Source organism: Streptomyces sp. AMJ-169 (assembly GCF_055597585.1).
In genome coordinates, this window is record NZ_JBVLTJ010000009.1 from 103,963 (window position 1) to 124,016 (window position 20,054).

General features: G+C 73.9%; 18 protein-coding genes and 1 pseudogene. 4 read left to right on the top strand and 15 right to left on the bottom strand.

What is annotated here, in order from left to right; genetic code table 11:
• Nucleotides 1-17: 17 nt before the first annotated feature.
• Nucleotides 18-1,166 carry a sensor histidine kinase gene (locus ACYUD3_RS22750; RefSeq protein ID WP_470972702.1) on the bottom strand — a complete coding sequence of 383 codons (1,149 nt, stop codon included), beginning with the start codon at nt 1,164-1,166 and terminating at the stop codon, nt 18-20.
• A gap of 108 nt (nt 1,167-1,274) precedes the next feature.
• On the opposite strand from ACYUD3_RS22750, the gene ACYUD3_RS22755 reads away from it, so the two are divergent.
• Both ACYUD3_RS22755 and ACYUD3_RS22760 read left to right on the top strand, forming a co-directional pair.
• Nucleotides 1,275-2,198, top strand: a complete 924-nt coding sequence (locus tag ACYUD3_RS22755) for an ATP-binding cassette domain-containing protein (protein ID WP_470972704.1) — start codon at nt 1,275-1,277, stop codon at nt 2,196-2,198.
• 27 nt (nt 2,199-2,225) lie between these two features.
• Nucleotides 2,226-2,960: an ABC transporter permease gene (locus tag ACYUD3_RS22760; RefSeq protein WP_470972706.1), complete on the top strand. Its 735-nt coding sequence runs from the start codon at nt 2,226-2,228 to the stop codon at nt 2,958-2,960.
• Nucleotides 2,961-3,083: 123 nt separating this feature from the next.
• On the opposite strand, the gene mug is transcribed toward ACYUD3_RS22760, so the two are convergent.
• From mug to ACYUD3_RS22805, 9 genes and pseudogenes are all read right to left on the bottom strand, one after another.
• Entirely contained in the window at nt 3,084-3,635 is a 552-nt protein-coding gene (gene mug / locus ACYUD3_RS22765; protein WP_470972708.1) for a G/U mismatch-specific DNA glycosylase, read from the bottom strand.
• A 6-nt stretch (nt 3,636-3,641) separates the two neighbouring features.
• Complete coding sequence (gene purB / locus ACYUD3_RS22770) at nt 3,642-5,084, bottom strand: adenylosuccinate lyase (protein WP_470972710.1); 1,443 nt, start codon at nt 5,082-5,084, stop codon at nt 3,642-3,644.
• A gap of 114 nt (nt 5,085-5,198) precedes the next feature.
• Complete coding sequence (locus ACYUD3_RS22775) at nt 5,199-6,005, bottom strand: SGNH/GDSL hydrolase family protein (protein WP_470972712.1); 807 nt, start codon at nt 6,003-6,005, stop codon at nt 5,199-5,201.
• A gap of 138 nt (nt 6,006-6,143) precedes the next feature.
• Nucleotides 6,144-7,157 carry a hemolysin family protein gene (locus tag ACYUD3_RS22780; protein WP_470972714.1) on the bottom strand — a complete coding sequence of 338 codons (1,014 nt, stop codon included), beginning with the start codon at nt 7,155-7,157 and terminating at the stop codon, nt 6,144-6,146.
• Complete coding sequence (locus tag ACYUD3_RS22785) at nt 7,154-8,590, bottom strand: hemolysin family protein (RefSeq protein WP_470972716.1); 1,437 nt, start codon at nt 8,588-8,590, stop codon at nt 7,154-7,156. Before ACYUD3_RS22785 ends, ACYUD3_RS22780 begins: the two co-directional genes overlap by 4 nt.
• Nucleotides 8,591-8,775: 185 nt before the next feature.
• The gene (locus tag ACYUD3_RS22790) at nt 8,776-9,198 is read right to left on the bottom strand and encodes a GNAT family N-acetyltransferase (protein WP_470972718.1); all 423 of its coding nucleotides are present in this window, start codon (nt 9,196-9,198) and stop codon (nt 8,776-8,778) included.
• A gap of 166 nt (nt 9,199-9,364) precedes the next feature.
• Nucleotides 9,365-10,225 (bottom strand): annotated as a pseudogene (locus ACYUD3_RS22795) (TIGR03621 family F420-dependent LLM class oxidoreductase); the annotation flags it as partial.
• A gap of 43 nt (nt 10,226-10,268) precedes the next feature.
• On the bottom strand, nt 10,269-10,946 hold the full coding sequence (locus ACYUD3_RS22800; RefSeq protein WP_470972720.1) for a class I SAM-dependent methyltransferase: 678 nt from the start codon (nt 10,944-10,946) through the stop codon (nt 10,269-10,271).
• Between the two features lie 56 nt (nt 10,947-11,002).
• Nucleotides 11,003-11,689 carry an esterase/lipase family protein gene (locus ACYUD3_RS22805; protein ID WP_470972722.1) on the bottom strand — a complete coding sequence of 229 codons (687 nt, stop codon included), beginning with the start codon at nt 11,687-11,689 and terminating at the stop codon, nt 11,003-11,005.
• Nucleotides 11,690-11,801: 112 nt separating this feature from the next.
• Here ACYUD3_RS22805 and ACYUD3_RS22810 point away from each other — a divergent pair, with 112 nt between their 5' ends.
• Nucleotides 11,802-14,201 carry a LuxR C-terminal-related transcriptional regulator gene (locus ACYUD3_RS22810; protein WP_470972723.1) on the top strand — a complete coding sequence of 800 codons (2,400 nt, stop codon included), beginning with the start codon at nt 11,802-11,804 and terminating at the stop codon, nt 14,199-14,201.
• A 153-nt stretch (nt 14,202-14,354) separates the two neighbouring features.
• Here ACYUD3_RS22810 and bioD read toward each other — a convergent pair whose 3' ends face one another.
• Genes bioD through bioB form a run of 3 tightly spaced genes read right to left on the bottom strand, consistent with a single transcriptional unit; the run spans nt 14,355 to nt 17,519 of the window.
• The gene (gene bioD / locus ACYUD3_RS22815; RefSeq protein WP_470972725.1) at nt 14,355-15,071 is read right to left on the bottom strand and encodes a dethiobiotin synthase; all 717 of its coding nucleotides are present in this window, start codon (nt 15,069-15,071) and stop codon (nt 14,355-14,357) included.
• A gap of 2 nt (nt 15,072-15,073) precedes the next feature.
• Nucleotides 15,074-16,348: an adenosylmethionine--8-amino-7-oxononanoate transaminase gene (locus ACYUD3_RS22820; protein ID WP_470972727.1), complete on the bottom strand. Its 1,275-nt coding sequence runs from the start codon at nt 16,346-16,348 to the stop codon at nt 15,074-15,076.
• Nucleotides 16,341-17,519, bottom strand: coding sequence for a biotin synthase BioB (gene bioB, locus ACYUD3_RS22825; protein WP_470972729.1), 1,179 nt, complete (start codon nt 17,517-17,519; stop codon nt 16,341-16,343). The genes ACYUD3_RS22820 and bioB overlap by 8 nt, the downstream gene beginning before the upstream one ends.
• 183 nt (nt 17,520-17,702) lie before the next feature.
• On the opposite strand from bioB, the gene ACYUD3_RS22830 reads away from it, so the two are divergent.
• Entirely contained in the window at nt 17,703-18,830 is a 1,128-nt protein-coding gene (locus ACYUD3_RS22830; RefSeq protein ID WP_470972731.1) for an 8-amino-7-oxononanoate synthase, read from the top strand.
• A 42-nt stretch (nt 18,831-18,872) separates the two neighbouring features.
• Here ACYUD3_RS22830 and ACYUD3_RS22835 read toward each other — a convergent pair whose 3' ends face one another.
• Together ACYUD3_RS22835 and ACYUD3_RS22840 are read right to left on the bottom strand one after the other, a co-directional pair.
• The gene (locus ACYUD3_RS22835) at nt 18,873-19,085 is read right to left on the bottom strand and encodes a DUF397 domain-containing protein (protein ID WP_470972733.1); all 213 of its coding nucleotides are present in this window, start codon (nt 19,083-19,085) and stop codon (nt 18,873-18,875) included.
• A gap of 26 nt (nt 19,086-19,111) precedes the next feature.
• Nucleotides 19,112-19,960, bottom strand: coding sequence for a helix-turn-helix domain-containing protein (locus tag ACYUD3_RS22840; protein ID WP_470972735.1), 849 nt, complete (start codon nt 19,958-19,960; stop codon nt 19,112-19,114).
• Nucleotides 19,961-20,054 lie beyond the last annotated feature (94 nt).

The following is a 20,054-nucleotide window of genomic DNA, read 5'->3' on the forward strand; positions in this document are numbered from 1 at the left end:
GGTGCCGTCACGGGCGGTCAGTCCAGGGGCAGCTCCGCGCGCACGCGCCAGTCGCCCTCCTCGGGGCCGGTCAGCGCGCTCCCGCCGAGCAGGGCCGCCCGCTCCCGGATGCCGCGCAGACCGCTGCCCCGGCCGGGGCCCGGGACATGGACGGCGAGGGGGTTGCGCACCTCCAGGCTCACCGCCCCGGCACCAACTCGCACGCGCACGCGCACGGGTACCGGCCCCGCGTGCCGCAGGACGTTCGTCAGCGCCTCCTGGAGGATGCGGTAGCCCTCCCGGGACACCGGCCCCGGAACCCTCTCCAGGGGCCCGGACAGCTCGGCGTCGACCAGCGCCCCGGACGCGCGCGCCGACTCCAGCAGCCGGTCCGCCTCGGCGAGCGTCGGCCGCCCGTTCACCGGCCGCGCGGACTCCCGCAGCACCGCAAGGACCCGCTCCAGATCCTCCAGCGCGGCCCGCCCGGTCTCCTCGACGGCCTCCAGCGCCCGCTCGGTGAACGCCGGATCGCGTGCCGCGCGGGCGGCGCCCGCCTGGACGACCGCCAGGGTCAGCGCGTGCCCGATCGAGTCGTGCAGCTCCCGCGCGATCCGCGTGCGCTCCAGCAGCTGGTCGGTGCGCTCCTCCAGCGCCAGCAGCCGCTCGGCGGCGGACGGCCCGAGCAGGGCCCGCGCGGCGGCCGTCACCGCGTGCCCGAAGCCGACGACCGCGCCGTACAGCGCGAGGACCGGCAAGGGCGTCAGGAGGGCGTACGACCAGTGCGGGGGGAGCGTGAAAGGCAGGTAGCCGCCCGCGTGGCCCCGCGCGAGGCAGATCAGTTCGTACACCAGGATCGGCAGCCACACGCACGCGAACGACACGGACGCCCCCAGCAGCAGGCGCAGCTCCAGCCACAGCAGCGTCCGCCACCGGTCCCGCCAGGTCGCCGAAGGGGTCACCGAGAACCCCGGGTCGTCCTCGCCCGGCGTGAGCAGCCACCGCGCCTGCACGCCCTCGCCCGTACGCACCCCGGGGATCATCGCGAGCGGGATCACGAACAGGGCGGGCGCCCACCACCACATGGGGCCGATGAACATCCACACGCTCACCGCGAACAGCGGCACCCACAGGTGCAGCAGTCGCGTGTACGTCGTCCCCCGCAGCAACGGGCGCAGAAGGCGGGCCATGCGCACATCGTGACAGCCCCCACCGGCGACGCCCTCCCCCGCGCGGGGGAGACGGTCCCCGCTCCCGGGGGAAGCCGCCGACCACAGGGCGCGGCCAAGGTGTTGCCCATGACCGACATCGACGTCCGCGACCTGACCAAGACGTACGGCACCCGCCGCGCTGTCGACGACCTGACCGTCCGCGTGCGGCCGGGCCGGGTCACCGGCTTCCTCGGCCCCAACGGCGCAGGGAAGTCCACCACCCTGCGCCTCGTCCTCGGCCTGGACCGCCCCACCGCGGGCACCGCCACCATCGGCGGGCGCGCGTACGGATCGTTGAACGATCCCCTGTGTCACGTGGGCGCGTTGCTCGACGCGGACGCCCCGCACGGCGCCCGCACCGGACGCGACCACCTGCGCGCGCTGGCCGCGAGCAACCGCATCCCCGCGCGCAGGGCCGACGAGGTCCTCGACGAGACGGGGCTGGGCGAGGCGGCCGGGCGGCGCAGGGTGCGGACGTACTCCCTGGGGATGCGGCAACGCCTGGGCATCGCCGCCGCCCTGCTCGGCGACCCCGGGGTGGTGCTCCTCGACGAGCCCTCCAACGGCCTCGACCCCGAAGGCATCGTCTGGATCCGCGTCCTGCTGCGCCGGCTCGCCGACGAGGGCCGCACGGTGCTCGTCTCCAGCCACCTCATGCACGAGACGGCCGCCGTCGCGGACCACCTGATCGTCCTGGGCCGGGGCCGCCTCCTGGCCGACACCCCGCTGCGGGAGTTCATCCACGCGCGCGTACAGCCCCGCGTCCGCTTCCGCACGACCGACCCGGGCCCCCTCGCCGAGGCGCTCGCCCGGCACGGGCACCGCGCGGAGGAACACCCCGGCGGCCACTGGACCGTGCACCACGCGCGCGTGGACGACGTCGGCCGGCTGGCCGCCGAGGCAGGCGTACCGCTCCTCGAACTCACCGCCGAGGAAGGCACGTTGGAGCAGGCCTACTTCGATCTGACCGCCGGTGAGGCCGAGTTCGCGGCGCAGCCGCAGGACGCCTGACCCCTGTTTCCGGGAGGAGACCCACCCATGTCGTCGTACGCACCCGCGCTCCGCGCCGAATGGATCAAGATCCGTACCCTGCGCGCGCAGGCCGTCGCGCTCGCCGCGATCCCGCTCGCCACCGTCGCCTTCTCCGCGCTCGGCTCGCTCGACACCGGAGGGGAGGGATCCGGCGGGCGGCGCATCGATCCGATGTTCGCGGCCTTCTTCGGCGTCACCTTCGGGCAGATCGCGGCGGTCGTCTTCGCGGTGACGGCCGTGTCGGCGGAGTTCCGCGGCGGCGCCCTGCGCGTGTCGCTGGCGGCCGTGCCGGACCGGACGCGGTGGTTCGCGGCGAAGGCCACGGCGATCGCGCTGCCGGTGTTCGCGGTGGGGCTGTGCACCGGGCTCGCCGCCCTACTGACGGGCCGGGCCCTGCTCGACGTCTCCGGCGTGGGGTGGGCGCAGTGGGTGCGAGGCGTCGTCGGCTGCGGGCTCTATCTCACGCTGATGGCGCTGCTCGCGGCCGGGCTGGCCGCCGTGCTGCGCGGCGGTCTCGCCACGCTCGGGATCCTGGTGCCGTTCCTGCTGGTCGTGTCCTTCGTCGTCGGCAATGAGCCGGGCACGGTCGCCGACTGCTTCCCCGACCGGGCCGGGCAGGCGGTGCTGCACGCCGCTACGGCGGCCGGGCCCGGGCCCTGGACGGGGCTCGCGGTGACCGCGCTGTGGGCGGGGGCGGCGCTGGCGGCGGGGACGTGGAGGGTGCGGCGGCGGGACGCGTGAGCGAGGGGGCCGTGCCGCCTGAGCGGGGAAAAGGGCTGGTCAGCGGGCATTGTCAGTGGCGGGTGCTTCACTTCACGTATGCGAAAAATTACGCAGCGTCACCGCCGTCTCGTCCCCGTCCGCCTACTCCGCTTCGTCCGCCGCCTCTCGCAGGCGTGCGAACTCCTCCGCCATCGTCGCCGCCGTCCAATGGGCGTTCAGACCGCTGGGGTTGGGCAGCACCCAGATACGGGTGTCGCCGAGGACCCGCTCCTGGGGTCCGACCCCGGCGGTGCGCTCACCGAAAGCGGCCCGGTACGCGGTGATCCCCACCACGGCCAGCCAGCGGGGCCGCAGCCGGGCCGCCTTCGCGGTCAGCAGGAGCCCGCCCTCCCGGTACTCCTCGGCGGACAGCTCGTCCGCGCGGGCGGTCGCCCGCGCCACCACATTGGTGATGCCCAGGCCGTACGACAGCAGTTCGTCCTGCTCGGCCGGCTCCAGCACGCGGGGAGTGAAGCCGGACAGGTGCAGGACCGGCCAGAAGCGGTTGCCGGGGCGGGCGAAGTGATGGCCCGTCGCGGCGGTCATCAGGCCCGGGTTGATACCGCAGAACAGGACGCGCAGGCCGGGCGCGGCCACGTCGGGGACGAGGCGGTCGCGCGCGGCCTCCAGCTCCTGCCGGGTGAAGCGGGGCACCGGGCGTCAGAGGATGGCGCTGGGGGTGTAACCGGCCGCCTCCGGACGCTGCTTGACGATCTCCTCGACGCGGGCGACCACCGCCGCGACCTGGTCGGCCGCCGCGCCCGTGAAGGACAGCTTGTCGGCCATCAGCGCGTCCAGGCCGGCCCGGTCCAGCGGGATGCGCCCGTCGGCCGCCAGCTTGTCCAGCAGCTCGTTGCGCTCGGCACCCTGCTCGCGCATCGCCAGCGCCGACGCCACCGCGTGCTCCTTGATCGCCTCGTGCGCGACCTCCCGGCCCACGCCCGCGCGCACGGCGCCCATCAGGACCTTCGTCGTCGCCAGGAACGGCAGGTAGCGGTCCAGCTCACGGGCGACGACCGCCGGGAACGCCCCGAACTCGTCCAGCACCGTCAGGAACGTCTCCAGCAGGCCGTCCAGCGCGAAGAACGCGTCCGGGAGGGCCACCCGGCGCACCACCGAGCAGGACACGTCGCCCTCGTTCCACTGGTCGCCCGCCAGCTCGCCCGTCATCGACGCGTAGCCGCGCAGGATCACCATCAGGCCGTTCACGCGCTCGCAGGACCGCGTGTTCATCTTGTGCGGCATCGCCGAGGAGCCGACCTGGCCCGGCTTGAAGCCCTCCGTGACCAGCTCGTGGCCCGCCATCAGCCTGACCGTCTTCGCCAGCGAGGACGGCGCCGCCGCCAGCTGCACGAGGGCCGTGACGACCTCGTAGTCCAGCGAGCGGGGGTAGACCTGGCCGACCGACGTGAACGCCTGTCCGAAGCCCAGGTGGTCCGCGATGCGCTGCTCCAGCTCCGCCAGCTTGGCCGCGTCGCCGCCCAGCAGGTCCAGCATGTCCTGGGCCGTGCCGACCGGGCCCTTGATGCCGCGCAGCGGGTAGCGGGCGAGGAGTTCCTCCACCCGCGCGTAGGCCACCAGCAGTTCGTCCGCCGCCGTCGCGAAGCGCTTGCCCAGGGTCGTGGCCTGCGCGGCCACGTTGTGCGAGCGGCCCGCCATCACCAGCTCGCCGTACTCGCCCGCGAGCTTGGCCAGCCGGGCCAGCACCGCCACCGTGCGGTCGCGGACCAGCTCCAGCGACAGCCGGATCTGGAGCTGCTCGACGTTCTCCGTCAGGTCCCGGGACGTCATCCCCTTGTGGACCTGCTCGTGGCCCGCGAGGTCGTTGAACTCCTCGATCCGCGCCTTCACGTCGTGCCGGGTGACCTTCTCCCGCTCGGCGATCGAGCCCAGGTCGACGGTGTCCAGCACCCGCTCGTAGTCCTCGACCGCCGTCTCCGGGACCTCGATCCCGAGGTCGCGCTGCGCCCGCAACACCGCGAGCCAGAGCTGACGCTCCAGCTTCACCTTGTGCTCGGGCGACCACAGGGTGGCCAGCTCGACGGAGGCGTACCGTCCGGCGAGGACGTTCGGGATGCGGGGCTTGGCGGGCGCAGAAGTCACGTGACGGAATCTTACTGGCGATTCATGCAGGTCGGGTCCGGGGTGGGGGTGGTGCGAAGCTACGAGATCCAGGTCACTGTCCGCCGGGTCCGGTCCTGTCCATCCCGGTGTGTGTCAGCGGTCCTGAGGTTCGTACGGAAGCAGTTCCGGGCGCTTCGGGGGGAGGCCGTCGCCCGAGGAGCGGCCCGTCAGGCGGCGGCCGATCCAGGGGAGGAGGTAACGGCGGGCGAAGCTGATGTCCGTGGCGCGGCGGGTGGCCCAGCCCGGCGGGGGAGTGGGCGGCATCGGGGCGCGCCACTCGGGGTCCTCCGCCTCGTGGCCCAGGCTCTGCCAGACCGCTTCCGCGACCCTGCGGTGGCCCTCCGCCGTCAGGTGGAGGCGGTCCACGTCCCACATGCGGGGGTCCGACAGGGAAGGGGCGCCGTAGAGGTCGACCACCAGCGCCCCGTGGCGCGACGCCAAGTCGTCCACGCAGGCGAACAGTTCCTCCATGCGCGGGCGGAAGCGCTCCAGGACCGGGCCCTGTCGGCCGGGGCTGCGCATGAGGACCAGCTGCTTGCAGGACGGCGCCAGGCGCTCCACCGCCTCCGTGAGGAGGTCCTTCACGCGCGGCATGTCGCACTTGGGGCGGAGGGTGTCGTTGAGGCCGCCCACCAAAGTGATGACGTCGGCGCCCATGCCGGCCGCCACGTCCACCTGCTCCGAGACGATCTGGCCGATCAGCTTGCCCCGCACCGCGAGGTTGGCGTACCGGAAGCCGGGGTTCGCGGCGGCCATCCGGTCCGCCAGGAGGTCGGCCCAGCCCCGGTAGGAGCCGTCGGGCAGGAGGTCCGACATGCCTTCGGTGAAGGAGTCGCCGACGGCGACCAGGCTGTCGTACGGAGGGGCGGGCTGAGCCGGGGGAGTGGGTTCTGTCTGCATGGCGTCAGCGATGGTAACCCCGGTGCCGTACCCGCCGGTCGGTCACCCCGGTGCCCGGGGCAACCAACCTGCGGGTCGGCCCAGATGTGCGGGCCGGCCCGGACGCGCGGTCCGGGCCGGCCCTGCGGCTCCGTCCGGCTACGCCTGCAACCCGATCAGCTCCCGCAGCACGTCCTCCATGGTCACCAGCCCCGCCAGCCGCCCGTCGCTCCCGAGCACCGCCGCCAGATGCGTACGGCTGCCCCGCATCGCCGTCAGGACGTCGTCCAGGGGCGTCGATTCCCGTACCCGGGCGATCGGCCGCAGGTCGCGCATGCGGAACGGCAGGTCGCGCGGGGAGGCGTCCAGCGCGTCCTTGACGTGCAGGTAGCCGACGATCCGGCGGCCCTCGTCGACCACCGGGAACCGCGAGAACCCGGACTCGGCCGCCAGCCGCTCCAGCCCCTCGGGAGTGACGCCCACGCGCGCGTAGACGACGCTCTCCAGCGGCAGGACGACGTCCTGGACCGGCCGCCGCCCCAGCTCCAGGGCGTCGTGCAGCCGCTCCCGCGCGCGGTCGTCGATCAGCCCGGCCTCGCCGGAGTCCTTGACGATCTGCGCCAGCTCGGCGTCCGAGAAAGTCGCGGTGACCTCGTCCTTCGCCTCGACACGCAGCAGCTTCAGCAGCACGTTGGCAAAGGCGTTGATCGCGAAGATCACCGGGCGCAGCGCACGGGAGAGCGTGACCAGGGGCGGGCCCAGGAGCAGCGCGCTGCGCACCGGCTCGGCGAGGGCGATGTTCTTGGGCACCATCTCGCCGAGCAGCATGTGCAGGTACGTCGCGAGGGCCAGCGCGATCACGAAGGACACCACGTGCCCGGCGCTCTCGGGCACCCCGACCGCGTGGAACGCGGGCTCCAGAAGATGCTCGATCGCCGGTTCCGCGACGACACCCAGGACCAGCGTGCACAGCGTGATCCCGAGCTGCGCCGCCGCCATCAGCGCGGAGACGTGTTCGAGGCCCCACAGGACGCTCTTCGCGCGCCGGTCGCCCTGCTCGGCGTGCGGCTCGATCTGGGAGCGGCGTACGGAGATCAGCGCGAACTCCGCGCCGACGAAGAAGGCGTTGACGAAAAGGGTCGCCAGGCCGATCAGCAACTGGACCGTGGTCATCGCCGGCCCTCCCCTTCAGAGACGTCCCCGGAACCGGCGACCGCCCCGGACTTCCCGGCGGCTTCCCCGGACTCCCCGGCACCGGCACCCTCCGCACCGGCACTCTCGGCACCGGTCCCGTCGGCTTCCCGCACCGGCGCGTGCAGCAGCACCCGCGCCGCCCTGCGCCCCGACGCGTCCACGACGTCCAGCCGCCACCCGGCGACCTCAAGGCTGTCGCCCACCGCCGGTATCCGCCCCAGCTCCGTCGCCACGAGCCCCGCCAGCGTCTCGTACGGCCCCTCAGGGGCCCGCAGACCGACGCGGGCGAGCTGGTCGGTGCGGGCGGCCCCGTCGGCCGAGTACAGGGCGCGTCCGGCCGCGTCGGCGCCCGCGGGGGCGAGGTCGGGGGTCTCGTGCGGATCGTGCTCGTCACGGACCTCGCCGACGACCTCCTCGACGATGTCCTCCAGGGTCGCGACACCGGCCGTGCCGCCGTACTCGTCGATGACGACGGCCATCGTCCGCTTGCCGGACAGCCGGTCCAGCAGGCGGTCGACGGTCAGGGACTCCGGGACCAGCAGCGGCTCGCGCATGATCTCCGCGACGGAGACCCGCGCGCGGCGCTCGGCCGGGACCGCGAGGGCGTCCTTGATGTGGGCGGTGCCGACGACCGAGTCGAGGCTGCCGCGGTACACCGGGAACCTCGACAGTCCGCTCGCGCGGGTCGCGTTCGCGACGTCCTCGCAGGTCGCGCCGGTCTCCAGGGCCATCACCTGCACGCGCGGGGTCATCACGTTCTCGGCGGTCAGGTCGGCCAGGTTCAGCGTGCGCACGAACAGCTCGGCGGTGTCGGCCTCCAGGGCGCCCTCCTTGGCGGAGTGCCGGGCCAGCGCCGCCAGCTCCTGCGGTCCGCGCGCGGCGGCCAGCTCCTCGGTGGGCTCGACGCCGAAGCGCCGCACGATCCGGTTCGCGCTGTTGTTGAGGTGGGTGATGAAGGGCCGGAAGGCCGCGCTGAACCAGCTCTGGGGGGTGCCGACGGCCTTGGCGATCACCAGGGGCGAGGAGATCGCCCAGTTCTTGGGGACCAGCTCGCCGACGACCATCAGGAACACGGTCGACAGCGCCGTACCGAGGACCAGCGCGACGGAGCTCGCGGTGCCGTCGGGGAGGCCGGCCGACTCCAGCGGGCCGGCGATCAGCTTGGCGATGGACGGCTCGGAGAGCATGCCCACGACCAGGTTGGTCACGGTGATCCCGAGCTGCGCGCCGGAGAGCTGGAAGGTCAGGTTCCGTACGGCCTTCAGGGCCCCGGAGGCGCCCCGCTCGCCGCGCTCCACCGCGCGCTCCAGCTCGCCGCGCTCGACGGTGGTCAGCGAGAACTCGGCGGCGACGAAGACACCGCAGACGAGCGAGAGCAGGACCGCCACCAGGAGGAGGAGCACTTCGGTCATCGGGTCACCTCCGTCCCATGATCGGTCAGGGCGGGGAGGAACGCTCGATGTCGGGTACTGGGAGGCTCGCCCATGGGCGGACGCTCACACCTTTCTGCACAAGACGGGGGACTCCGCGGAACGGAGAAGGGGACCGCGCGGCGCACGGTCCCCCCATAGGGTAAAGGATCAGCAAAGCGCCCTGTCTAGACCAGGGGCTTCACCCAGCGCCGCCACTGTTCCTCCGGCGAGTACCCCGCGGCGCCCCAGACATGGTGCGCGGTCTCGTTGCGGGTCAGCACCATCGCGTCCGCGCGGCGCCCGCCCAGCCGCGCGAAGCGCTCCTCGGCCGCCGCCAGCAGGGCCGCGCCGATGCCCTGGCGGCGGTGCTCCGGGTGCACCGCGAGCCGGTACAGATGGCAGCGCCAGCCGTCGAAACCGGCGATCACCGTCCCGGCCAGCTCCCCGTCGGCCTCCGCCAGGATCAGCGCCTCCGGGTCGCGTCCCACGAGGCGTTCCACGCCCGCGCGGTCGTCGCTGATGCTCGTGCCCTCCGCCGCCGTCCTCCAGAAGGCCAGTACGGCGTCGAGGTCGGCGGGGGTCGCGGGGCGTATGCGCAGATCGGACATACGGCGATCACAGCACGCCGGGCGCCCCGCCGAGCGGGTTTCCGGCATCCGGACGGATCGGCCGCACGGCACCCGGACCGGCCGACCTCACGGCACCCGGACCAACCGGCCCCACGCCATCCGGACCGGCCGCCTCCGCCGCCCCCGCCGCCGCGGCCGACCCGCGCCCCCGCACCTCGGCCAGCACCGGCGCGAACGCCTCCATGAACGGCTCCAGCACGGTCAGATACGTGATCCCGTACCGCTCCCGCAGCCCGCGCACCTTCGCCGCGATCTCCCCGACCGGGCCGGCCAGCACGATGGGCAGCGCCAGCACCTGCGCGGCGGTGACCCCGGGAATACGCTCCACGACCGGCTGTACGGCCTTCTCCGGGTCGTCGGTGACGAGCACCTGCTGGACCAGCAGGCTCCGCTCGGCGGGCTCCGTACGGCCCGCTGAGAGCTCCGCGTACCGCGCGACCTTGTGGTCCAGCTCCTCGGCCGACAGCGGGGTTATCCGCCCCGTCGTGCTGCCCGCCTCCGCGTACGCGCCCGCGAAGCCCGCGATGTCGGCGTGCTCGGCGGTCAGCCGCAGGATCCGGTCGCCGTTGCCGCCGATCAGCAAGGGCACGTGCGGCGCGCCCTCCTCCTGGCGGCGGCTCAGCTCCTCGACCGTGCGCCGCAGTTGGTCCACGCGCGCGCGGGGCGATCCGAACGGCAGCCCCGCGTCGTCGTGTTCGGCCTGCACGTACCCGGCGCCGAGCCCGAGTTCGAGCCGGCCGCCGGTCAGCGCGGCGGTCGTCGCCACCTCACGGGCCAGCAGCACCGGGTTCCAGAAACCGGCGTTGAGCACGAGCGTCCCCACCCGGGGCCGCTCGGTGGCCGCGGCGGCGGCGACCAGGGCCGGGAAGGGCGCCGGCATCCCCAGGTGGTCGGGGACCAGCAGCACGTCGTAGCCGAGCTCCTCGGCCCGGCGGCACTTGGCGCGCCACCGGCCGAGGTCCGAGGGCTCCAGCAGGTTCACTCCGAAACGGAACGGGCGCGACATGAACTCCCCTTCAGATCAACGGACATGAACGGTCCCGCCGAGCCTAGGGGAGAGCTTCACCGATGACAGGCCTGCGCGCGGTCCCGAGCACGGCGTACGACGTCGGCGCCCCCTTCGGCGGCAGCGTCAGCCGGCGCACGGCCCCGGGGGCGAAGCCCGCCGCCCCGATCAGCGCCGTCGCGTCACGGGTCAGCCGGCAGCCGCCGAACAGCCGCGGCCACACCGTCGCGTCCAGCCCGCGCTGCACCGCCCGCGCGAACGTGCCGCCGCCCGGCCCGTGTTCGAAGAAGCGCAGCTCACCGCCCGGCCGCAGCACCCGGAAGAGCTCCCGCAGCGCCCGCTCCGGGTCCCGCACGCTGCACAGGGTCAGCGAGAGCACGGCCGCGTCGAAGGCCTCGCTCTTGACGGGGAGCGCCTCGGCGAGACCCGGGACGACGTCCACGGGAGCAGCCGCGCGGAGGGCGCGTTCGCGGGCCTCGGTCCTTAGGAGACGTTCGGGCTCCAGAGCGACCACCTCCGCCACCGCGGGCGGATAGCGGGCGAAGTTCAGGCCGTTGCCCGCGCCGACCTCGATGACCCGGCCCGACAGACCGGCCAGCAGCTCGGTCCGCAGGGGGCCGACCGCCGGTTCGGCCGCCTGGCTGAGCCGGGTGTAGCACCGCGCGAACAGCGGATGGCGGACGGCGTCCTTGACGGCGTCCTTAGGGGTGCGCGTCGGCATGAGGACCTCCTGGGGAAAAGTGTCCTCCTAGGACGCCGCGCGCACCCCCTGGCGCGTCAGGACGCGAGGAAGTCGCGCACCTGCTGGTAGACGCCGTAGTCGTTGTTCATGTCGGTGTGCGAGACGCAGCCCACCTCGACGTTGGTGGCGCCGTCCAGGATCGCGGTGGTGTCCGGGGTCAGCGCGGAGTCGCAGTTGGACCAGTAACTGGCGTAGGAGACAGCGCCCGGCGTCTCGTCACCCGAGTTCAGGGCCGTCAGGAACGAGCTGCCCGTGTACATCTCCGCGCAGGACGTGTACAGCCAGGAACACCAAGAGGCCGTCGTCGTCCCATGGTTGACGCCGGCCGTCGACACGAAGTGGCCGACGGAAGACGTTCCCCCGAGGTTCTTCAGGTAGTAACGCGAGCTGAGCACACCCATGGAGTGAGCGACGATGTCGACCTTGGACGCGCCCGTGCGCGCGAGGACGTTCTTGACCTCCGTGGCCAGCTGCTGCGCGGTCGTGACGTTCGACTGCGACCAGCTGTAGGACCACGCGTCCAGCTGGGACGCGGAGTACCCGTCGGCCTTGAAGTCGGCGACCCAGTCGTCCCAGCTGCTGGAGTCGCTGCTGATGCCGTGCACGAAGATGATCGGATTGCGGGTCGCCGCGTGCGCGGGCGCCGTGAGGGAGAGCGACAGCAGAACTGCTGTGACGACGGCCGAGACGGCCGCCGCGATGCGACGCAAGGGGCGCTGCATGATGCCTCCTGGTGGTGGGGTCGCCAGGAGTGTCAGGTGGGGTCTACGCGTGACGCATCGGTGAGATCGCCGGTCTTTACTGCTCAAGTAACCCGCAAGTAACGTGAATCACGTGGTGACACAGGCGACTCCCCCCACCCCCGCCCGGATCCCGCCACCGCCGCAGCCGGCGCCCGCCCCCACCGAGGGCGTCCGGACCCGCGTACGCCTGCGTGCGTACGGCGACCCGCGCGCGGTCGGTGAGATCACGGCACGGCTGACCGCCCGGCAGGCGGCCGGCCTGGACCCGCTGGCCTGCGAACCGGCCGAGCTGGCCCCCGAACTGCTGCGCGACCGCCGCCGCGAGGTGCGCGCGCTGCCCGACGACACCCGGCGGCTGCTCCTGCTGGCCGCCGCCGACCAGTACCCGGTGGGCACCTGCGCGTTCCTGCGCGCGCTCGCCGCCGCCGGCCTCGACACCCGCCCCCTGGAGGCCGCCGAGGCGGCGGGCCTCGCCCATCCGACGCCGGGTGGGGTGACCTTCCGGGACGACTGGACGCGCGTCGCCGGCTACGAGTCCGCCGCCCCCGCCGACCGCCGCGACGCCCACCGCCTCCTCGCCCGCGTCCTGAACGGCCCCGCGGAGGCGCCCTACCGCGCCTGGCACCGCGCCGCAGCCGCCCTGGGCCCCAGCGGACGGCTCAGCGCCGAACTCGCCTCAGCGGCCGGACAGGCCCGCTCCCAGGGCCGCCCGGCCCTCGCCCGCGCCCTCGGCGAACGCGCCGCCGCGCTCTGCCCCGACCCCGCCGCCCGTGACCGGTTCCTCGCCCGCGCGGCGGCCGACGCCTGGGACTCCGGCGACGCCGACCGCGCCCGCCTCCTGTCCGCCCGCACCGGCGCCACCCCCCTCGCGGGCGTCCTCGCCCTGCGCGCGGGCAGCGCCGCCGAGGCGTTCGACGCACTGCTGGCGGAGGTCGTCCTCAGGTCGGAGACAGCGCCACCCAAGGCGACGCCCCAAGCGACCTCCAAGGCGACGCCCCAAGCGCCACCCAAGGCGACGCCCCAAGCGCCACCCAAGGCGACGCCCCAAGCGCCACCCAAGGCGACGCCCCAAGCGACGTCCAGAGCGTCCAAGGCGTCCAAGGCGACCTCCAAAGGGGCCCCGGTTGTATCCAATGCGGCCCCGGTCACCGCAACACAAGCCCCCGCGACCCCCCTTGGAACCCCGGCAGCCGGCGGAGCCTCCCACCTCCTCGCCCGCGCCACCGAAGCCGCCGTCTACACCGGAGACCTCCGCCGCTGCCGCGAGGCCATGGCCGTCACCCGGTGGACCGGGATCGAGCCTCCAGGAGTCCTCCCCGGCCTCGCGGCGGCGGTCGACGGCCGCTACCTGGAGGCCCGCGACCTCCTGAAGAGCGCCGCGAACCGCCACGGCGCCGGCGAGACCCCGACGACCCTCGTCCACGCGGGCATCGCCGCCCTGATGCTCGGCGACCACACGCGCGCGCAGACCGCGACGGTCCGCGCGGCGGCCTCCGCACGCGCGGGCGGCTCCGCCGGGAGCGTCGTCCAGGCGATGGAGTTCCGCGTGTACGCCGACTTCTGGGGCGGCCGGCACCGGGCCGCCGAAGGGGCCGCCCTGGACGCGCTGCGCCAGGCTCACACGACCGGGCAGGACAACGGGGCGTGCCATCTCCAGGCCGCGCTCGCCATGTTCGCGGCGCTCACCGGGGACGCCGAGCTGTGCCGGGAACGGGCGGCCACCGCGCGGGCGCACGCGCTGACCCACGGCCTCGGGCTGCCCGCCGCCCTTGCGCAATGGGCGCTCGCCGTACTGGACCTCGGCGCCGGTCGCTTCGACCGGGCCGCCGCCCGGCTGCGGGCGCTCGCCGGGTTCGGCCCCGGGCACGGCCACCGGGCGATCCGCCATCTGGCGACCCCGCACTACGTGGAGGCCGCCGCCCGCACCGGCGACACCCGGGTCGCGCGCGCCGCCCACGCCGACTACGACCGCTGGGCGCAGGCCGTCCGCAGCGCCGACGACCTCGCGCTGAGCGCCCGCTGCAAGGCCCTGCTGACCCCGGGCGCCGAAGCCGTCGAGCACTACCGCACCGCCCTCGACCTGCACGCGCGCGGCACCCGCGACTTCGAACGCGCCCGCACCGAGCTGCTGTTCGGCGGGGCGCTACGACGGCTGCGCCGCCGCACGGAGGCCCGGGACCGGCTGCACAGCGCGCTGGAGGCGTTCACGGCGTTCGGGGCCCCGCACTACGCCGACCTCGCCGCCGCCGAGCTGCGCGCGCTGGGCGCCCCGACCGCCCAGGCACCCCCGTCCACGGCCCCAGGCGCCTCTCTGACGGCCCAGCAGCTCCTCGTGGCCCGGATGGCCGCCGAAGGCGCCACGAACCGGGAGATAGCCGCCAGGCTGGCCCTGAGCCCCCGCACGATCGATCACCACCTGAGAGGCGTCTTCGCCCGCCTCGGCATCCGCTCCCGCATCGAACTGGTCCGGCTGCTGGAGGAGACACCCTAAGCCGCCGAGCCGCCGAGCCGCCGAGCCGCCGAGCCGCCGAGCCGCCGAACCTGCCAGAACTCCAGGCCGCCCGGCACCCCAGCACCCCGGCACCCCAGCACCCCGGCACCCCGGCACCCCGAGCCCCCGAGAACCCGAGCCCCCGGCAACCCCTCAGATCCCCTGCGCCCCCCGAAACCCCTCCGCCCCCCACTCCCCGTCCAGCCGAGCCGACAGCCAACTCCCCGCCCCCGCCCGGAACTCCTCCGGCGTCAGCCTCCCGACCCCCTCCGGCAGCACCCCCAGCAGCGGCACCCCGGAGACCTCCGGCAGATCGCTCACATTGCAGCGCATCGCCAGATCCGGCGCCGCCGGCCAGCTGCCGATCACCACGCCCAGCAACTCGACACCCCGCGCGCGCAGTTCACGCGCGGTCAGCTCGGTCGTGTTCAGTGTGCCCAGCCCCGCCGACGCCACCAGCAGCACCGGCGCCCCCAGCAGCGCGGCGACGTCGGCCAGGGTCCCGCCCTCGTCGTCGAAGCGGACCATCAGCCCGCCGGCGCCCTCGACGAGCACCAGGTCGTGCTCCACCGCCAGCTTGTGGGCCCGCTCGACGACGTCGTAGGGCCGCACCGGATCGAGTCCCGCGCGCCGCGCGGCCGTCGCCGGGGCCAGGGGCTCGGGGTAGCGGGCGCACTCGGCCGCCGTCACCCCGCCCGCCAGGCGGGCCACTTCGGCGGCGTCACCGGGCTCGTCCGGGCGCACCCCGGTCTGCGCGGCCTTCAGGACGGCGACCGTGCGTCCGGCGGCGACCGCCACCGCGGCCACGGCGGCGGTCACGGCCGTCTTGCCGACCTCCGTGCCCGTGCCTGTGATCACCAGGATCGTCATGGTCATCCCTCCCGTGCGGCGGCGCACACCGCGCGCGCGATACGGGCGACGTCGTCGTCGCCGGTGACATAGGGCGGCATCGTGTAGACGAGGTCGCGGAACGGCCGCAGCCACACACCCGCGCGGACCGCCGCCCCCGTGGCCTTGGCCATGTCGACGGGATGGTCCAGCTGGACGACGCCGATGGCGCCCAGGACCCGCACGTCCCGCACCCCAGGGAGCGCCGATGCCTCAGCCAGCCCCTCGCGCAGCCCCGCTCCGATCCGCTCCACCTCCGCCGCCCAGTCCTGTTCGAGCAGCAGCCCGATGGAGGCGCGGGCCACGGCGGCGGCGAGCGGGTTGCCCATGAACGTCGGACCGTGCGCCAGGACGGGCACCTCACCGCGCGAGATCCCCTCGGCGACCCCGGGCGTGCACAAGGTCGCCGCCAGCGTCATGTAGCCACCGGTGAGCGCCTTGCCGACGCACATCACATCGGGCGTCACGCGCGCGTGGTCCGCCGCGAACAGGGCGCCCGTGCGGCCGAACCCGGTCGCGATCTCGTCGAACACCAGCAGCACGCCGTGCGCGTCGCACGCCTCCCGCAGGACCCGCAGATAGGCGGGGGAGTGGAACCGCATCCCGCCCGCGCCCTGCACCACCGGCTCCACGACGACGGCGGCCAGTTCGTCCGCGTGCTCCGCGATCGCCGTCCGCAGCAGGTCGGCGTACGGCTCCTCGAAGTCCGCGGGCGGCGCGTCCACGAACACCTGCCGGGGCAGCACACCGGCCCACAGCCCGTGCATGCCGCCCTCGGGGTCGCACACCGACATGGGGTTCCAGGTGTCGCCGTGGTAGCCGCCGCGCCAGGTCAGCAGGCGCCGCTTGCCCGGCCTGCCCAGGGAGCGCCAGTACTGGAGGCACATCTTGATGGCGACCTCGACCGACACCGACCCCGAGTCGGCCAGGAAGACGTGCTCCAGGCCGGCCGGGGTGATGTCGACGAGCTGCTTCGCGAGCAGCACGGCGGGTTCGTGGGTGAGCCCGCCGAACATGACGTGGCTCATCCGCTCCAGCTGCTCGCGCGCGGCCTCGTCCAGCACCGGGTGGCGGTAGCCGTGGATCGCCGACCACCAGGACGACATGCCGTCCACCAGCTCGCCCCGCCCGTCCGCGAGCCGCAGCCGGACCCCGCTCGCCGACTCCACGACGAGCGGCTCGGCCGTGCCGGGCATCGGGCCGTACGGATGCCAGACGTGCCGCCGGTCCAGCTCCAGCAGCGCGGAGACGTCAGGCATTGGGCGCGAGATCCGTCCCGGCACCGCGCTTGCGGACGGCCACCAGATCGGTACGGACACCGGCGGGCGCCTCCTCGGCGGCGGGCGCCGGGGCCGTCGTCCCACAGACACCGCCGCCCGCGTGAGAACCGCAGCCCCCACAGCCGTCGCCACAACCGGTCAGCTCCGAGCGATGCCTGGGCAGCGTCCGCTCGCCCGTCCCCTCCACCTCGAAGCCCGCGTCGGCGATCATGTCGAGGTCGGCCTGGCCCGCCTGGCCCTCGCTGGTCAGGTAGTCGCCCAGGAAGATCGAGTTGGCGAGGTGCAGGGCGAGGGGCTGGAGGGAGCGGAGGTGGACCTCGCGGCCGCCGGCGATGCGGACCTCGATGTCGGGGCAGACGAAGCGGACCATCGCCAGGATGCGCAGGCAGTGCTGCGGCGTGAGGTGCCAGTCCGCCGACAGGGGCGTGCCCTCCATCGGGATCAGGAAGTTGACGGGCACCGAGTCCGGGTCCAGCTCGCGCAGCGAGAAGACGACGTCGACCAGGTCCTCGTCGCTCTCGCCCATCCCCGCGATCAGGCCCGAGCAGGCCGACAGACCGGCCGCGTGCGCCTTCTGGACGGTGTCGACGCGGTCGGCGTAGGTGTGGGTGGTGGTGATGTCCCCGTACGTCGCCTCGGACGTGTTGAGGTTGTGGTTGTAGGCGTCGGCGCCCGCCTCGCGCAGCCGCTCCGCCTGGCCGTCGGTCAGCAGGCCGAGGCAGGCGCAGACCTCGACGCCCTCGTTCTGCTCCTTGATCGCCTTGATGGTGCCCGCGACCCGGTCGATGTCCCGGTCGGTCGGACCGCGCCCGGACGCCACCAGGCAGACCCGCTTCGCGCCCCCGGCGAGCCCGGCCGCCGCCACCTGAGAAGCCTCGTCGGGCTTGATCCACGTGTACTTGAGGATGCCGGCCGTGGAGCCGAGCCGCTGGGAGCAGTACGAGCAGTCCTCGGGGCACAGGCCCGACTTGAGGTTGATCAGGTAGTTGAGCTTGACCCGGCGGCCGAACCAGCGCCGGCGCACCTTCCCGGCCGCGGCCACCACGTCCAGCACGTCGTCGTCCGGGGTGCGCAGCACGGCCAGCGCCTCCGCGCGGGTCGGCAGCTCGCGCCGAAGCCCCTTGTCCACCAGCGTGTTCAGCAGGTCCATGGATGTTGATCCTGTCCTACGGGCCCGCCCCCGGCCAAGGTGGACTCCGCACAAGACCGGCCCGGAGACGTGTGGGTATCACCACACAGTGGGCGGCCCGGCGGACCGCTAGGGTCTGTCCGCTACCTACAAACCCCCACCCCTTAAAGCGCTTTAAAAGCGACGCGAAGCCTCGGAGGAGTCATGGCGTTCGGCTGGATCGACGACCGCGCGGAGCAGCGCCGCCGCGCCGGACTCGTACGGACACTGCGCCCGCGCCCCGCGAGCAGTCCGCTGCTGGATCTCGCGAGCAACGACTACCTGGGCCTCGCCCGCCACCCCGAGGTCACGGAGGCGGCGGCGCGCGCGGCCCGCACCTGGGGCGCCGGCGCGACCGGCTCCCGGCTCGTCACCGGCACGACCGAGCTGCACACGCAGTTCGAGCGCGAGCTGGCGGAGTTCTGCGGCGCCGAGGCGGCGCTGGTGTTCTCCTCCGGCTACGCTGCCAACCTCGCCGCCGTCACCGCGCTGGCCCCCGACGGCCACCTGATCCTCTCCGACGCCGGCAACCACGCCTCCCTGATCGACGGCTGCCGCCTGGCCCGGGGCACCACCCAGGTCGTCGGCCACGCCGACCCGGAGGCCGTCCGCAAGGCGCTCAGGACGTACGAGGGGCCCGCGGTGGCCGTCTCCGACACGGTCTTCTCCGTCGACGGCGACGCGGCCGACCTCGCGGCGCTCGCGGCGGCCTGCCGGGAGCACGGGGCGGGGCTGGTCGTCGACGACGCGCACGGGCTCGGGGTGCTGGGCGCGGGCGGGCGCGGGGCGCCGTATGCGGCCGGGCTCGCGGGGGCCGGCGACGTCGTCGTCACCGTCACGCTGTCCAAGTCGCTCGGCAGCCAGGGCGGGGCGGTGCTGGGGCCCGCGCGGGTGATCGGGCATCTGGTGAACGCCGCGCGGACGTTCATCTTCGACACCGGGCTCGCGCCGGCCGCCGTCGGGGCCGCCCAGGCGGCGCTCGGGGTGCTGCGGCGGGAGCCGGAGCGGGCGGCGCGGGTGCGTGCGGTGGCCGCCGGGCTGCACGCGCGGCTGACGGCGGCGGGCCTGGACGCGGTCCGTCCCGACGCCGCGGTCGTCTCCGTGCGCGCGCCCTCCCCCGAGGCGGCGGTCAAATGGGCGGCGGACTGCCGGGCCGCCGGTCTCTCCGTGGGCTGTTTCCGTCCTCCTTCCGTGCCGGACGGCGTCTCCCGGCTGCGGCTGACCGCCCGCGCCGACCTCGCCGAGGCGGAGGTGGAGCGGGCGGTGGGGGCGGTCGTCGCGGCGCGGCCATGAGTCGGCGTGCACGGCCGTGCGGACGGCGTCCCGGGCCGCCGGTCAGCGCAGCGCGCGGGTGAAGCGGGCCCAGCTTGCGGGCGAGAAGACCAGTGCGGGTCCGGCGGGTGCCTTGGAGTCGCGTACGGCGAGCGTCACGGACCCCGGGCCCGTCCACTCGACGCAGTTGTTGGCCCCGGTGCTGTGACTGCTGCGCAGCCAGCCGGCCGCGAGCAGTTCGGTTGCGGAAGGTACGTTCCGAGGCAGTGCGGTCATGAAGTTGCCTCCTTACGCGCCGTCACCTATATCCCGGCGATGAAATCCAGCGAGTCCTCGGGGGAAAGGGCGTGGATCTGAAGGGTGGTGAAGGCCTCCGAGTAGGCCCGGAGGTCTTCTTTCCCTTCGAGATGATGACTACTCGTCAAGTGGTCCAGAACAACCACGTCCAGATCAGAAACGCTCGAAAACGAGAAGATAACGAAAGGCCCGGTGATACCGATATGCGCCCCGGCGGTGAACGGCAGTACCTGGAGCCTCACTTGGGGAAGCTTCGCCGCTTCGAGGAGCCGCTCCAGCTGACGTTCCATCACCTCGGGCCCGCCGACCTCCCGGCGCAGCACCGCCTCGTCCAGCACCGCGCTCAGCAGCAGCGGCGGCGAGCCGAGCAGCACGTCCTGGCGGGCCAGGCGTACCTCCACCAGGGCGTCGAGCTGGGCTTCTTCCTGTCCCTCGACCGCCGCCCGGGTCACCGCGCGGGCGTACTCGGGGGTCTGGAGCAGCCCCGGCACGACCGTCGTCTCCAGCGTGCGCATCGCGCTCGCCTGCGACTCCAGGCTGATGAAGTCCCGGTACGTGGGCGGCAGCACCCCCCGGTAGGCGTGCCACCAGTGGTCCCGCCCGTGGCCCTCGTCCACACCGGCGAGCACCAGCATCAGCTCGCGCAGTCTGCCGTCGTCCACCCCGTACAGATCCAGCAGCAGCCGCACATCGGCCGGTTTCGCACTGCTGGTGCCGGTCTCGATCCGGCTCACCTTCGACTGGTGCCAGCCCACGAGCCGGGCCGCCTCGCCGCTCGTGAGCCGGGCGCCGGTGCGTAACGCGCGCAGTTCCGCGCCCAGTTTCCGCCGGCGCACGGCGGGACCATGCTGCATGGCCGAACTCCTTAACTCCAGGCCTTCGCACCCGCCGCCCAAATCCGCTCTGCCGTAGCAGAGTTCACCGCTTCGGGCGACAGATATATGCATA